The sequence below is a fragment of the Nocardioides xinjiangensis genome, from assembly GCF_017916385.1.
GTDB classification, from domain to species: domain Bacteria; phylum Actinomycetota; class Actinomycetes; order Propionibacteriales; family Nocardioidaceae; genus Nocardioides; species Nocardioides xinjiangensis.
Genome location: NZ_JAFMSW010000001.1, coordinates 661,905 through 675,806 on the forward strand (window position 1 = coordinate 661,905; position 13,902 = coordinate 675,806).

The 13,902-nt window shown below is 73.5% G+C and carries 13 protein-coding genes and 2 tRNA genes; 7 read left to right on the forward strand and 8 right to left on the reverse strand.

Going from position 1 to position 13,902, the window contains the following annotated elements; all coding sequences use genetic code 11:
- Nucleotides 1–37: 37 nt before the first annotated feature.
- Nucleotides 38–1,891: a dynamin family protein gene (locus tag J3P32_RS03155; RefSeq protein ID WP_246849864.1), complete on the reverse strand. Its 1,854-nt coding sequence runs from the start codon at nt 1,889–1,891 to the stop codon at nt 38–40.
- Nucleotides 1,888–3,006: a PrsW family intramembrane metalloprotease gene (locus J3P32_RS03160; RefSeq protein ID WP_210438399.1), complete on the reverse strand. Its 1,119-nt coding sequence runs from the start codon at nt 3,004–3,006 to the stop codon at nt 1,888–1,890. The genes J3P32_RS03155 and J3P32_RS03160 overlap by 4 nt, the downstream gene beginning before the upstream one ends.
- Before the next feature lie 104 nt (nt 3,007–3,110).
- Here J3P32_RS03160 and J3P32_RS03165 point away from each other — a divergent pair, with 104 nt between their 5' ends.
- Complete coding sequence (locus tag J3P32_RS03165) at nt 3,111–4,526, forward strand: aminopeptidase P family protein (RefSeq protein ID WP_307861570.1); 1,416 nt, start codon at nt 3,111–3,113, stop codon at nt 4,524–4,526.
- 14 nt (nt 4,527–4,540) lie between these two features.
- Nucleotides 4,541–5,656 carry a 23S rRNA (uracil(747)-C(5))-methyltransferase RlmC gene (gene rlmC / locus J3P32_RS03170; RefSeq protein WP_210438400.1) on the forward strand — a complete coding sequence of 372 codons (1,116 nt, stop codon included), beginning with the start codon at nt 4,541–4,543 and terminating at the stop codon, nt 5,654–5,656.
- Between the two features lie 5 nt (nt 5,657–5,661).
- Here rlmC and J3P32_RS03175 read toward each other — a convergent pair whose 3' ends face one another.
- The 3 genes from J3P32_RS03175 to J3P32_RS03185 all read right to left on the reverse strand — a co-directional run bounded on the left by J3P32_RS03175 (nt 5,662) and on the right by J3P32_RS03185 (nt 7,759).
- Nucleotides 5,662–6,453 carry an SDR family oxidoreductase gene (locus J3P32_RS03175; protein ID WP_210438401.1) on the reverse strand — a complete coding sequence of 264 codons (792 nt, stop codon included), beginning with the start codon at nt 6,451–6,453 and terminating at the stop codon, nt 5,662–5,664.
- Nucleotides 6,454–6,506: 53 nt separating this feature from the next.
- A complete protein-coding gene (locus J3P32_RS03180) occupies nt 6,507–6,683 on the reverse strand; it encodes a hypothetical protein (RefSeq protein ID WP_210438402.1) in 177 nt (58 codons plus the stop codon).
- Nucleotides 6,684–7,153: 470 nt separating this feature from the next.
- Complete coding sequence (locus J3P32_RS03185; RefSeq protein ID WP_210438403.1) at nt 7,154–7,759, reverse strand: hypothetical protein; 606 nt, start codon at nt 7,757–7,759, stop codon at nt 7,154–7,156.
- 270 nt (nt 7,760–8,029) lie between these two features.
- On the opposite strand from J3P32_RS03185, the gene J3P32_RS03190 reads away from it, so the two are divergent.
- The 3 genes from J3P32_RS03190 (at nt 8,030) to J3P32_RS03200 (ending at nt 9,982) form a co-directional block, all read left to right on the forward strand.
- A complete protein-coding gene (locus J3P32_RS03190) occupies nt 8,030–9,424 on the forward strand; it encodes a dicarboxylate/amino acid:cation symporter (RefSeq protein ID WP_210438404.1) in 1,395 nt (464 codons plus the stop codon).
- Nucleotides 9,425–9,621: 197 nt separating this feature from the next.
- Nucleotides 9,622–9,698, forward strand: a tRNA-Arg gene (locus J3P32_RS03195).
- Between the two features lie 128 nt (nt 9,699–9,826).
- Nucleotides 9,827–9,982, forward strand: a complete 156-nt coding sequence (locus J3P32_RS03200) for a hypothetical protein (RefSeq protein ID WP_210438405.1) — start codon at nt 9,827–9,829, stop codon at nt 9,980–9,982.
- Between the two features lie 14 nt (nt 9,983–9,996).
- On the opposite strand, the gene J3P32_RS03205 is transcribed toward J3P32_RS03200, so the two are convergent.
- Together J3P32_RS03205 and J3P32_RS03210 are read right to left on the reverse strand one after the other, a co-directional pair.
- A complete protein-coding gene (locus tag J3P32_RS03205; RefSeq protein WP_210438406.1) occupies nt 9,997–11,010 on the reverse strand; it encodes an adenosine deaminase in 1,014 nt (337 codons plus the stop codon).
- A gap of 20 nt (nt 11,011–11,030) precedes the next feature.
- Entirely contained in the window at nt 11,031–11,813 is a 783-nt protein-coding gene (locus tag J3P32_RS03210; RefSeq protein ID WP_210438407.1) for a DsbA family protein, read from the reverse strand.
- Nucleotides 11,814–11,954: 141 nt separating this feature from the next.
- On the opposite strand from J3P32_RS03210, the gene orn reads away from it, so the two are divergent.
- Both orn and J3P32_RS03220 read left to right on the forward strand, forming a co-directional pair.
- Nucleotides 11,955–12,599, forward strand: a complete 645-nt coding sequence (gene orn, locus J3P32_RS03215) for an oligoribonuclease (RefSeq protein WP_210438408.1) — start codon at nt 11,955–11,957, stop codon at nt 12,597–12,599.
- A gap of 46 nt (nt 12,600–12,645) precedes the next feature.
- Nucleotides 12,646–12,721: transfer RNA gene (locus tag J3P32_RS03220), tRNA-His, on the forward strand.
- A 76-nt stretch (nt 12,722–12,797) separates the two neighbouring features.
- On the opposite strand, the gene J3P32_RS03225 is transcribed toward J3P32_RS03220, so the two are convergent.
- Nucleotides 12,798–13,898: an FUSC family protein gene (locus J3P32_RS03225; RefSeq protein WP_210438409.1), complete on the reverse strand. Its 1,101-nt coding sequence runs from the start codon at nt 13,896–13,898 to the stop codon at nt 12,798–12,800.
- Between the last annotated feature and the right edge of the window lie 4 nt (nt 13,899–13,902).

Here is a 13,902-nt window from a genome sequence, read left to right on the forward strand (position 1 = left end):
TCCCTCACGGTCCGGTGGCTGTGCGTGCGCCACCAGCCTAGGGGGCGCCGTCCCCCGTGCCCGACATCCGGGGCGGCTCGTCCTGCGCCGGGTCCTGCGCCGGCTCCTGCGACGGGTCGTCGGGAGCCCCTGCGGGGTGCGTCGCGGCGTAGCGCAGGTCGTCCACCTTGCGGGCCGCCGCGCGCAGCCGCTCGGGCGCCTCCGGGGACACCTCGAGGCTGTCGAGGAGGTCGGTGTAGCGGCGTCGCTCGGCGTCGAGGAGGTCACTCATGGACGCCTCCAGCCGGCGCCGGGCGCGCTCGGCGAGGGACCGCACCGCCTGGTCGCCGAAGACCGCCTCGAGCAGCTTCTGCCCGAGGAGCGCCGACCCGCCGGCGATGCCGGCCTCCGCCCCGACGAGCATCCCTCCGGTGTGCGCGAAGACGACGACCATCAGCGCGACCGCCAGCCCGTTGACGCCGAAGGCGAGGAAGCGCGCGGTCGAGCGCTTGTCGGCGCCCTCCGAGCGGACCATGTCGAGCACGTCGGCCTGCCAGTCGCGCACCGCGCGCTCGGCGCGCCGGCGGAAGTCGCGCGACGCGCGGCCGAGGTCCTCGCCGGCGTCGCGCAGCAGGACCTGGCCGGCCGCGGTGCTGCGCCACGACGCCTCGGCGCGCTCGGCGGCCGCCTCGGCGTGCTCGAGGATCAGCGTCTCGAGGCCGGACTCCACGGCGACGGTGACCCGCTCGGCCTGCTGGGGCTTGCCCTTGACGGCGCTGACCACCCGGTCGCGGATCCACCCCACCCGGGTCTCGAGCGTGCGCAGCAGCTCGCCGGTGCCCACGAACTCCTGCCAGCGGGCCAGCACCTCGCCCCGCAGCAGCGTGCCGTCGGCCGACGCCTCCCCGACGGCGCTCACGGCCCGGTCGTAGGCGTCGTTGACGTCGTCGCGCAGCCGGCGCACCGCGTCGACCTGCTCGGTGGCGGCGTCGGCAACCGCGTGGGTACGCCGGCCCAGGGTGCGGATGGCGCCCTCGAGCGTCTGCTGGACCACCGCGCTGCGGGCCTCCTGGTCCTGGGCCAGCGCCTGCAGCCACTCCCGGATCTCCAGGACCGCCGTCGACGGCAGCAGCCCCATGTCGGAGACCTCGCCCTCCTCGACGATGAAGAGCGGCGAGTCCTTCAGCCCGCGGCTGGCCAGCATCCGGGCCAGGTGCGTGGAGATGGTGTCGACCGCGTCGGGCGCCGTCCGGTCGAGGACGATCGCGACGGCCGCCGAGCGCTCGGCGGCCCGACGGAGGAAGTCCCACGGCACCTGGTCGGCGTACCGCGCCGCGGAGGTGACGAACAGCCACAGGTCCGCCGCGGCGAGCAGCTGCGCGGCGAGCAGGCGGTTCTGCTCCTCCACCGAGTCGATGTCGGGGGCGTCGAGCACGGCGAGCCCGGGTGCCATCACCGGGGACGGCACCAGCTGCAGCGCACCCGGGTCGTTGGTCTGCCGGTCGACGCGCTCGAGCTCGGGCAGCAGGCGGTCCTGGCCGAACCACTTGGCGTCGGAGGGGTGGTGCACGAGGACGGGCGAGCGGGTCGTGGGGCGCAGCACGCCGGGCGTGGTCACCCGGGTGCCGACGATGGAGTTGACCAGCGTCGACTTGCCGGCGCCGGTCGAGCCGCCGACGACCGCGAGGAGCGGCGCGTCGAGCGTCATCAGCCGCGGGATCACGTAGTCCTCGAGCTGGTCGACCATCTCCGCCTTCGCGGCGCGCTGCTCCTCGGCCCCGGGCAGCTCCAGCGGCAGGTGAGCCTCCTGCAGCGCCCCTCGAAGCCGCACCAGCGCGGTCACCATCGCGGTGGTCACGTCGGGCGTGCGTCCGGCTGCTGCGGCCGGCTCGCCGGCGTCGTGCTCGCTCATCGGGTCGGCACCACCTGTCCGGGGAAGGAGATGTAGGGACGGATGCGGCGCAGCTCCTCGACGTGCTCCTGGCCGCGGACGGAGAAGTCCGACGGCGCGGTGCCGCGGAGGTATCGGTGGTGGAGGTATCCCAGCTCGATCGCCGCGGCCTGGTAGGCCCGCATGCCGCGCTCGCCCTGCGGGCCGCCGTGGTGGCGGGCCCAGCGCCGGGCGTGCCGGCGGGCTCGCAGGTCGACGAGCCACGGGATGTCCGTCGCGGGCAGCAGCCCGCGGTCGGCGGCGTCCTGCAGCGCCAGGGTGAGCAGCGGCCGCTCCGAGCGCCGGCGGTACACCGCGAAGGCCGCCACGCCGAGGAGGGCGGGGAGCATGAGGGTGCCGTAGACGACGAAGAAGTGACCGGTGCCCGACAGGGTGGAGGAGTTCCAGAGCCCGTGCAGCAGCGCCGCCAGCCCGAAGCCGGCGAACGGGGCGAGCAGCCGCACCCACGCCAGCCGGGCGGCGATGGCGAGGCCGACCCCGATGCCGATGAAGACGGTGAACAGGGGGTGCGCGAAGGGGCTGATCAGGCAGCGCAGGATGAACGTGCCGGTGAGCGCGGTCGTGCCGCCGGGGCCGAGGCCGTCGGTGCCGTCGTAGGCGGCGGCCAGGTAGAGGATGTTCTCGGTGAAGGCGAAGCCGATCCCGACCATGCCGGCGTAGACGATGCCGTCGAGGACCCCGTCGAGCTCGTGCCGGCGCCACCACAGGAGCAGCAGCAGGAACGCGCCCTTGGTCGCCTCCTCGGTGATCGGCGCCACCACGGCGAGGCTGTCGCGCTCGCTCGCGCCGCCGGCGATGCCGATGCCCTGGAAGACGAGCGCGGCCGCGGTCGCCACGAACGCCCCCCACAGCAGCCCGGCGAGGAGCAGGCTGCGCGGCTCGGGCTCGTAGCGGTCGAGCCACATGAAGCAGCCGACGAGCGGGCCGACGGGCACCGCTGCGAGGACCGCCGCGAGGGCGAGCGACCCGGGGGCGCCGGACAGGCCGACCACGAGCGCCATCGCGAGGCCGCCGAGCAGCACCAGGACGCCCACCACGACGGTGAACGCGACACTGTCGCGGCGGCTGCGGTGCATGGTCCGACCCTAACGGAGCGGCCGCGGCGGGCCGGCGCTCGCCGCACCCCTACGGGGGACGGTTCTCCGCTCGCGGCGCCCGCGTGGCGGCGTACAGTGACCGGGTGAGCGAGCCGACCGCAGAGATCCCCGCCGAGACCGCCCAGACCGCCGACAGCGCCGCTGACAGCGCCGGCGAGCAGCCCAGGACCGAGTCGCACGACCCGGCCGTTCCCGCCGCCTACGCCGCCTTCATGCGCGAGGGCTGGGGCGACCGTGCGCTCGACGTGCCCCGCCACCCGGTCGCCGACCGTGCCGCCGACCGCCGCGCCCGGCTGGCCGAGGCGTTCCCCGGGGACCGGCTCGTGCTGCCCGCCGGCACCTACAAGGTGCGCGCCAACGACACCGACTACCGGTTCCGGCCCGACACCGCCCACACCTACTTCTCCGGCAACCAGACCTCGGACGCCGTGCTGGTGATCGAGGACGGCGAGTCCGTGCTCTACGCGCGGCCGCGGTCCGAGCGCGACACCGACGAGTTCTTCCGCGACCGTCAGTACGGCGAGCTGTGGGCGGGCCGCCGCCCGTCCGCGCAGGAGATCTCCGACTCCCTGGGCATCGAGGTGCGCCACGTCAAGGACCTGCCCTCGTTCGACGACGACCGCAAGACCCGCGACCTGACCACCGACGAGGACCTCGCCCGCGTGGCGGACGAGCTGCGGCTCGTCAAGGACGAGTGGGAGGTCGGCGAGCTCCAGGAGGCGTGCGACATCACCGCGCTCGGCTTCGAGGACTCCGTGCGCGAGTGGGACCGCGTGCTCGAGTTCGGCGAGCGGTGGATCGAGGGCACGTTCTTCCGCCGGGCCCGCGCGATGGGCAACGACATCGGCTACGACTCCATCTGCGCCGGCGGCTCGCACGCCACGACGCTGCACTGGATCGACAACACCGGGGCGATCGAGCCCGGCAAGCTGGTCCTGCTCGACATGGGCGTCGAGGGCCACAACCTCTACACCGCCGACGTCACCCGCACGCTGCCCGTCGACGGCCGGTTCAGCCCGCTCCAGCGGGACCTCTACGACCTCGTGCACCGCGCGCAGCAGGCCGGCATCGACGCGGTGCGCCCGGGCGTGCCGTTCCTGGCCGCTCACGAGGCCGCCATGCACGTGCTGGCCCACGGCCTCGAGGACATGGGCCTGCTGCCCGTCCCCGCCCAGGAGGCGCTCGACCCGGAGTCGAAGGTCTACGCCCGGTGGACGCTGCACGGCACCTCGCACATGCTCGGCATGGACGTGCACGACTGCGGCCGCGCGTCCGCCGACATCTACCCCAAGGGCGAGCTCGCCGAGGGGATGGTGCTCACCGTCGAGCCCGGCCTCTACTTCCAGGAGGACGACCTCCTGGTCCCCGAGGAGCTGCGGGGCATCGGCATCCGCATCGAGGACGACATCCTCGTCACCGCCGACGGCAACCGGAACCTCTCGGCCTCGCTGCCCCGGACGTCGGCCGACATCGAGGAGTGGATGGGTCGGCTGCGCTGACCGTCCAGCCACTCGTGGACTGCCACCACTACGACGCGTTCCGCTGCCGCTCCTGCACCCTGCTGGCGGTCCCGCGCGCCCGCCAGCTCTCCGACAAGGAGGCGCACGCCCGCTCACTGGTGCCGGCCCCCGTGTGGCTGCCCACCGTGGCCGGGGCGGACGCGGGCTTCCGCAACAAGGCGAAGATGGCCGTGGGCGGCACGGTCGCGGCGCCGACGCTCGGGATCCTGGACCGCGGCCTCGCCGGGGTCGACCTGCGTGACTGCGGCCTGCACTCCCCCGGCCTGACCGCGGCTCTCGACGGCGTCGCCGCCTGGATCAGCAGCGCCGGCCTGGTGCCGTACGACGTCGCGGCTCGCGCGGGCGAGCTCAAGCACGTGCTCCTCACCGAGTCGGGAGACGGCGCGCTCATGCTCCGGCTGGTGATGCGCTCGACCGCGCTCGAGGCGCGGGTGCGCTCGCGGCTGCCGGCCCTGCTGGAGGCGGTGCCGGCACTCCGGGTGGTGACGATCAACGTGCAGCCGGAGCACAAGGCGGTCCTCGAGGGCGAGCGGGAGATCGTGCTCACCGCCTCGTCGACGCTGCCGATGCGGCTGGCGACCGGCGTCACGCTCCGCCTCGGCCCGCGCTCGTTCTTCCAGACCAACACCCCGGTCGCCGAGGCGCTGTACGACCAGGCGCGCGCCTGGGTGGACGCGGTGCCGGACGGGCGCACCGTGTGGGACCTCTACTGCGGCGTCGGCGGCTTCGCCCTGCACCTCGCCGCACCCGGGCGCGAGGTGCTCGGCGTCGAGGTCTCCGCGGACGCCGTCGAGGCGGCACGGGCGACGGCGGCCGACCTCGGCGCCGCGGCGACGTTCGTGGCCGCCGACGCGACGGCGTACGCGCTCGCGCAGGACGCCGCACCGGACCTGGTCGTGGTCAACCCGCCCCGTCGCGGGATCGGCGCCGACCTGGCGGGCTGGCTCGAGGCGTCACGCACCCGCCACGTCGTGTACTCGTCGTGCAACGCCGAGTCGCTGGCGCGTGACCTCGAGGCCATGCCGTCGCTGCGGCCGGTCGAGGCGCGGGTGCTGGACATGTTCCCGCACACCAGCCACTACGAGGTGATGGTGCTGCTGTCCCGTTGAGGGGCTCAGGCCTCGCGCCAGCCGGTGGCCGTGTCGTGACCGTGCGCGGCCATCAGGCTCAGCCCGCCGTCCACGGTGTAGGAGGAGCCGGTGACGTAGGCGGACCGCGGCGAGGCCAGGAAGCCGATGACCGAGGCGACCTCGGCGACGTGGCCCGGGCGTCCGACCGGGTTGCCGGGCCGGTCCTGGTGGTAGGCCTCCGACTCGTCCTGCCCCGTCATCGGGGTCGAGATCTCCCCGGGCGCGACCGCGTTGACCGTGATGCCGTGCTCGGCGAGCTCGAGCGCCATCACCTTCGTCAGCATCCCGAGCCCGGCCTTCGCGGCGCAGTACGCCGCCGCGCCGTACCGCGGCAGGTGCTCGTGCACGCTGGTGACGTTGACGATGCGGCCACCACGGTCCTGCTCGACGAGCCGGCGCGCGGCGTGCTTCGCGCAGAGGAACGGCCCGTCGAGGTCGGTGGCGAGCACGCGGCGCCACGTCTCGAGGTCGAGGTCGACGGCCCGGTCGGAGTGCCCGGTGCCCGCGACGTTGACGAGCACGCCGAGTCCCCCGAGCTGGTCGGTGAGCCGGTCGACGACGCCGCCGGCGTCGGGCGAGGAGGCGTCGAACGGCTCGACGAAGGCGCGCTGGCCGCGCCGCGCGACCTCCTCGGCCGTGTGCCGGATGCCGTCCTCGTCGGTGTGGAAGGTGAGCCCGACGTCGAAGCCCTCGCTGGCGAGGAGGGTGGCGGTCGCCTGACCGATGCCGGAGTCGCTGCCTGTCACGATCGCGAGGCGTGGGTAGTTGTTGGCCATGCCGTTGGCGTACCCGACGACGCACGGCTCATGCGGCCGTGCGTGCTCGCCTGTCAGCCGCGGCGGATCCTGGGACCGGTGCCGGTGCTCCTCGGCCTCACGGTCTCGCGGTGGCCGTCGTCGACGGTGGACGCGAGGACCGCGAGGTCGGTCGTGGGCAGCGGCGAGGAGGCGGTGACGCCCAGCCGGACCCAGCGAGGCGAGGAGAGGCACGCCGTGGGGACGGACACCGCGAGCAGGTCTCCCCCCGCGATCGAGCCGTGCCCGGAGGGCGCGACAGTCGATCTCCCCGTGCCGGCCCGCGATCCCCACGCGCGTGCGCCGGCCCTCCGCCCTCACCACGACGGAGAACGAACCTGTCCTCGTCCGGACCAGGATGCGCACGGAGTGCTCCTCCGCACCAGCGAGATCGCGGAAGTGGACGGTGACGGCCAACCGCTTCCTCCCGTGCGCGCCCACCGTCCGGACGATGTCGGCCGGTGACGGGTCAGGCGGCGGTGGGAGCTCGGCGTCGTCGTCGGCGAGGAAGCCGACGACCACTGCGTCACCTGCCGGGTCCTCAGTGACCGCCTTCTCGGCGTGGGCTGCCGTCGGCAGGAGGAGGAGCGCGGTGGGGGGCAGCAGCGCGGCGAGCAGGCGCGTGCCGGGGCGGTGGATCATGGCGTCCAGCTCCGTGGGTGGTGAGGGTGGCCGGCACGGCTCAGCCGCGGCGGATCCGCGGCCCCTTGGCGAGGCTGTTCACCCGGTACCCGTCGCGGTGGCCGTCGTCGGCGAGGAAGAAGACGGTGCCCGGGTCGTCCGCGTACAGCCTCGGCGTGGCGGTCGCCCTGACGCCGAGCCGCACCCAGCGAGGAGCGCCGATGCACCGCGCGGGCACGGAGAGGGCCACGGTGTCCGCCGCCCCGCCGTACATCGCGCTCGCTCCCCGACACCCGAACGCCTCGCCGCGCTGCCGCGCCAGTGCGACCGTCACCCGGCGCGCAAACCGCCGCTCGGCAGGGACGTCGAAGGTGCCACGGGGCGTCCAGACCCGCACGAGCGTCCGGTGCTGCATCCGCACCTCGAGGTCGCGGAAGTGCACGGTGACGGTCAACCGGCGCGGAACGAACGCCGCGGCCGTGCGGAGGACGTCGACCGACGCCTCCTCCGGCGCCGGGACGAACTGGAACTTTTCGTAGTCCGTCCACGCTCGGGAGTCGCCCGTGGCGTCCTCCGTCACCATCGTCCCGGCGTGCGAGGCGGCGGGGAGCAGGAGGGCGGCGAGAGCCAGGAGGGCGGCCAGACGGGCACCGTGCCGGGACGACATGAGCGAACCCTGGTCAGGCGTCCCACGACGTGTGACTCGAACCACGGAATCCGGACGGGGCACCTCCGGTTGTGACTGACGTGCGAGCCGCCACGACCACCCCCACGAGCGTCGGAGACCTCCTGACGCAGCGTCGTGCCATCGACCTCGTTCGCACCGAGAGCGCACTCTGTCGGCTCCGACGCACCGCCTGATCCCCCGACATCCCCGATCCGTTGCGTCTGTCGTCCGGCACCCGTCCGGACGGTCCCCGAAAGGTTGCCCTCGAGCATGAGTACTTCTGTCATCGAGCCCGAGAAGCGGACCCGCTTCCGGCTCCCCTCGTTCGGCGTCCAGGTCCTCATCGGCCTGGTCCTCGGCGTCGTCCTCGGCCTCGTCGCCCGGAGCATGGGCGCGGACGGCGTGGACGCCGCGACCGGCGAGGTCGACCCCAACTGGCTGACCGAGACCCTCAGCACGATCGGCGGCACGTTCGTGACGCTGCTGCGGACCGTGGTGCCGCCGCTGGTCTTCCTCGCGATCGTCGCCTCCATCGCCAACCTGCGTGACGTCACGGGCGCCGCGCGGCTGGCCTGGCGCACGCTCGCGTGGTTCGCCATCACCGCGCTCGTCGCCGTGGTCATCGGCATCGTGCTCGGGCTGGTGCTCCAGCCGGGCGACCACACGAGCGTCAGCTCCGACGCCGCGTCCGCCCCGTCGACCACCGGCTCGTGGCTGGACTTCCTGACCGGGCTGGTGCCCGCGAACGTCCTCGGCCTCCAGGGCTCGGCCCCCGGCGACGGCTCCGTCGGCCTGTCCTTCAACGTGCTGCAGATCCTCGTCATCTCCATCGCCGTCGGCATCGCCACCCTGAAGGTCGGCGAGGCCGCCGAGCCGTTCCTCGCGATCGTGCGCTCGGCCCTGGCCGTGGTGCAGAAGGTCCTGTGGTGGATCATCCTGCTCGCCCCCATCGCCACCGTCGGCCTGCTCGGCAACGCGGTGGCCAGCTACGGCTGGGACGCGCTCGGCTCGCTGGGCATGTTCACCGTCGCGATCTACGCCGGCCTCGCACTGGTCGTCCTCGGCGTCTACCCCGCCCTGCTCCGGCTGCACGGGCTGTCGGTCCGCCAATTCTTCTCCGGCGCCTGGCCGGCGATCTCGCTGGCGTTCGTCTCCCGCTCCTCGGTGGGCACGATGCCGCTGACCGAGTCGGTGACCGAGCGCAACCTGGGCGTCCCGCGCGCCTACGCCTCGTTCGCCGTGCCGCTCGGCGCGACGACGAAGATGGACGGCTGCGCGTCGATCTACCCGGCGATCTCGGCGATCTTCGTGGCGCAGTTCTTCGGCCTCGACCTGTCGGTCACCGACTACCTGCTCATCGCGTTCGTCTCGGTCATCGGCTCGGCGGCCACCGCGGGCGTCACCGGCGCGACGGTCATGCTCACGCTGACCCTCTCCACCCTCGGCCTCCCGCTCGAGGGCGTGGGCCTGCTCCTCGCGATCGACCCGATCCTCGACATGGGCCGCACCGCGGTGAACGTCACCGGTCAGGCGCTGGTGCCCACGATCGTCGCCAAGCGCGAGGGCATCCTCGACCAGCAGGCGTACGACGCCCCACGCGGGCGCAACGCCTGGCGCGAGGACGCCGACGCGGACGCCCCCCTGCAGCCGGTCACCGCGGCCTGAACCACCCGCACCACCTGATCTGGGGACGATCTCGGTCGGAACCAGACCCTCCCGATGGTGCGCCGCCCCGCATGGGCGGCGCACCATCGTCGTCTCCAGGGCAGGGGGACGAAGGCGGTCGGCGGGGGCCGACCGCCGTCGTGGCGCCCGGGGACCGTGCCGCGCCGTCGCACCGGGCTGGAATACTGCTCCGGCCAGCCCCCGTAGCTCAGCTGGACAGAGCGGCGGCCTTCTAATCCGCGGGTCACAGGTTCGAATCCTGTCGGGGGCGCCACGCACGCCTCGGTGATCGGCGAGGGTTCTGCCCTCGCCCTCCCTCTCAGGGGTGAAGGCGCCCACATGAGGCCTCCGCCGACGGGTACGGACCGCGCGTCGCACCCCCCACCGCAATCGAGGTCCCGCATGTCCAACGACCTGGACGTGTCCGTCCTGACCGTGCTCGCCGTGCTGGCCGGCATCGCCGTCCTGCTCTACGTCATGGCCGCGCTCGACCCGACCAACGTGCGCAAGCCGAAGCCCGCGCACCGGGCGGCTGCCCGGGGCCGCGCCGAGTCCTGACGGCCGCGCGCCGCTCAGCCGGCGGCGTAGGCGTCGATCTCGGCCCCGATCCGCGCCTTGACCTCGTCGGGCGCGAACGACGCGCCGACGGCCGCCCGGGCCAGGTCGGCCACACCCGCCTCGTCGAGGCCCAGGAGGCCTGCCGCGACCTCGTAGTCGTGGTTCAGCGACGTGGCGAACATCGGCGGGTCGTCGGAGCTGATGGTCACCGTCACCCCCGCTGCGACGAGCTCGCGCAGCGGGTGGTCCTCGATGCGCTCGACGGCACGGGTGGCGACGTTCGAGGTGGGGCAGACCTCGAGCACCACGCCGGTCTCGGCGAGGTGCGCGAGCAGCTCCGGGTCCTGCGCCGCGGACGTGCCGTGGCCTATGCGCTCGGCCCCGAGCAGCCGCACCGCGTCCCAGACGGTGGCCGGGCCGGTGGTCTCGCCCGCGTGCGGCACCGAGTGCAGCCCGGCCGCCCGGGCGGCGGCGAAGTGCTCGCGGAACTGCGCGCGCGGCACCCCGATCTCGGGGCCGCCGAGACCGAAGCCCACGAGTGCGTCCGTGCGGTGCTCGAGGGCGTACTCGAGCGTGGCGTCGGCCGCCGGGATGCCGAGCTCGCCCGGGATGTCGTAGATCCAGCGCAGCACCAGTCCGAAGTCGCGCTCCGCCGCGACCCTGGCGTCCTCGATCGCCTCGGTGTAGGCGGTGATCGCGATCCCGCGCTGCACGGAGGTGTACGGCGTGCAGGTCAGCTCGGCGTAGCGCAGGTTCTGTCCCTCGGCCATCTCGCGGGCGACCTCGTAGGTCAGCAGCCGGACGTCCTCGGGCGTGCGCACGAGGTCGACGACGGCGAGGTACACCTCGATGAAGTGGGCGAAGTCGCGGAAGGTGAAGAACCTCCGCAGCTCGTCGAGGTCGGACGGCACGCCCGCCGCCGGGTGGCGCGCCGCGAGCTCGGAGACGATCCGCGGCGACGCCGACCCGACGTGGTGGACGTGGAGCTCGGCCTTGGGCAGCCCGGCGATGAAGGACGAGAGGCTCACGCCCGGGAGTGTCCCAGAAGTCAGCCGCCGGTGCCGACCATGGCCGCCGCGATGTCGGCGACGCTGCGCCCCTCGACCTCCTCGCCGTCGACGAGGACGGTCGGGGTCGAGTCGACGCCGGCGTCGGACGCGGCGTCCGAAGCCGCCTCCACCCAGCCCTCGAACGCCATGTCCTCGATGCCCGGGCGGACGTCGTCCTCGGTGGCGCCGGCCTCGACGGCCCACTCGACGAGCCGGTCCTCGTCGGGGAAGGGTCCGGACTCCGCGGGCTGGTTGTCGAACAGCAGGTCGTGGAACTCCTTGGCGACCTCCGGTCCGGACGCGTCGAGGACGACTGCGAACGCGTTCGCGGCCTCGGGCGAGTAGTCGCTGATCCGCTCGAGGAACGCGATCGGCCGGTACTCCACGTTGACCTCGCCGGCCTCGACGGCGGCGTCGAGCTGGTCGCCGACGGTCTGCTCGAGCTGGCCGCAGAACGGGCAGAGGAAGTCCTCGTAGATCACGATCTCCTTCGGCGCGTCGGCCTCGCCGACGACCAGGCCGTAGTCGCTCGTCGCGCCCTCGGGCGGGGTGTCGGGCTTGTCCGAGCCGAGGCTCGTCACCAGGAAGTAGCCGCCGACCAGGAGGACCAGGACACCCACGATCGTCCCGAAGCGCACCAGCTGCTGCTTGCGCTTGGCCGCCTTGCGGCGCTCCTCCGCCTGGGCACGGGCACGCTCGGTCCTCGCCCGCCTGGCCTCCCGCCGGGCCGCGGCCGCGGCCTTGTCGTCGGCGGTCCTGCGCGAGCTCTTCTTCTGCGCCATCGAGGGGCTTCCTTCGTTCTCGGTCGTCCGGATCAGTGCGTCCGGCCCGGGCGGCGGCGCCGGACTGGTACCTGCACAGGCACTGACCCTAGGAGGTGAGGCTGAGTCGACGCTGAGAGGGCCGCAGTAGGGTGGCTCGTCGTGAGCGACAGACTGGTGTGGATCGACTGCGAGATGACCGGGCTCGACCTCGGGGCCGACGCGCTCATCGAGGTCGCCGCACTCGTGACGGACTTCGAGCTCAACGTGCTCGGCGAGGGCGTCGACGTCATCATCAAGCCGCCGCAGGAGTCGCTGGAGCAGATGGTGGAATTCGTGCGCTCGATGCACGAGAAGTCCGGCCTGCTCGACGAGCTCGCCTCCGGGACGACGCTGGCCGAGGCCGAGGAGCAGGTGCTGGCCTACATCAAGGAGCACTGCCCCGACGGGAGCCGGCCGCCGCTCGCCGGCAACACGGTCGCCACCGACCGCTCCTTCCTGGCACGCGACATGCAGGCCCTCGAGTCGTTCCTGCACTACCGGATCGTCGACGTCTCCTCGATCAAGGAGCTGTCGCGCCGCTGGTACCCCCGCGCCTACTTCGCCGCGCCGACCAAGCGCGGCAACCACCGCGCACTGGCCGACATCCAGGAGAGCATCGAGGAGCTCCGCTACTACCGCGAGGCCGTCTTCGTGCCGCAGCCCGGCCCCGACAGCGCCCGGGCCCGGGAGATCGCGGCTCGCCACGGCGGGCAGCTGACCGGCCTCGGCGCGGACCCCGACCTCGATTCCAGCCCACCGGCCTGAGTGCCCTACACTTCACGACGTCCTTCGCGCTCGCGCGAGGAACATGGTGGGTATAGCTCAGCTGGTAGAGCGCCGCGTTGTGGTCGCGGATGTCGCGGGTTCAAGTCCCGTTACTCACCCCAACCGATCGAGGCCCCGGCTCCGCGAGCCGGGGCCTCGGCCGTTCCCGCTCGGCCCCTCCATCGGCGGCTCGTGCTCTCAGCCGCGCCGGCCGGGGACCCGCAGGGCGAGCGGCCGTCCCATGATCGGGTTCGCCTCGGCGACCTCGTCCATGGCGTCGACGATGTTGCGCAGGTTGATGATGAGCGCGCCGTAGATCGGCCACTCGGGTGAGCGCTCCGTCCTTCGCAGGTCCTCCGAGAACGCCTCGAGCCGGCGGCGTACGTCGACCAGCGCCCCGGGGTTCGCGTCACCCGCCGCCCTGCCCGCGTCGCCGAGCATCGAGATCCACGGCACCGCGAACGCCTCGCCCCAGGTGCGGCGGTGCGCGCTCTGCCCGCCCAGGGTGCGGGCGAGGCTGCGGGTCTCGGCCACCGCCTGCTCCATCCGCCGCAGCAGCTCGTGCCAGTGGTCGGGGTCCCGCAGCGACCGCGCGGACCGGCGCGGGTTCATCCGCGCGCTCTCCTGCGCCTGCCGCACCAGGGCCCACGCGTGGTCGAGGTCGGCGTCCAGCTCGCGGGTCCGGTCGACCCACGCCGCCACGTCGTCGTCCTGGCAGCCGTCGCCCAGGCCGCCGGCCATGTCGACCAGCAGCGCGCCGATGCCGTCGTCGACCGCGTCCAGGGCCCGCGCCGCGGTCTGCCGCCGCAGCGGCGGCCAGACCATCACGTTGACCAGCAGCCCGACGCCCACGCCGATCGCGGTGTCGTAGAGCCGCGACAGCAGCATGACGTCGTCGTCGAAGCCCGTGGTGAGCACCACGAGACCCGTCGTGGCGATGGTGGTCGCCTCGGCTCCCAGCCACGGGACCGCGCCCAGCACCAGGGCGACCGCGATCAGCAGCGCCACCGCCCACGTGGTCAGCCCGAACGCCTCGCCCACGAGCGCGGCGAGCAGCACCGCGACCACGGTCGCCGCCACCTGCTGGGCGCCCTTGGAGAACGTCCGGTACACGGTGGCGTGCACCACCAGCAGCGCGGCCCACGGCGCGAGGAACGGCTGCGGCAGGTCGAGCACGCTCGACGCCACGACCCACGCCGCGACCGCCGCCAGCACGGTCTTGCCCAGCTGCAGGGCGTCGTTCCACCAGATCGGGTCGCGGAGCCGCTCCTCGATCCGGTCCTTCAGTGCCTCCCTCATGTCG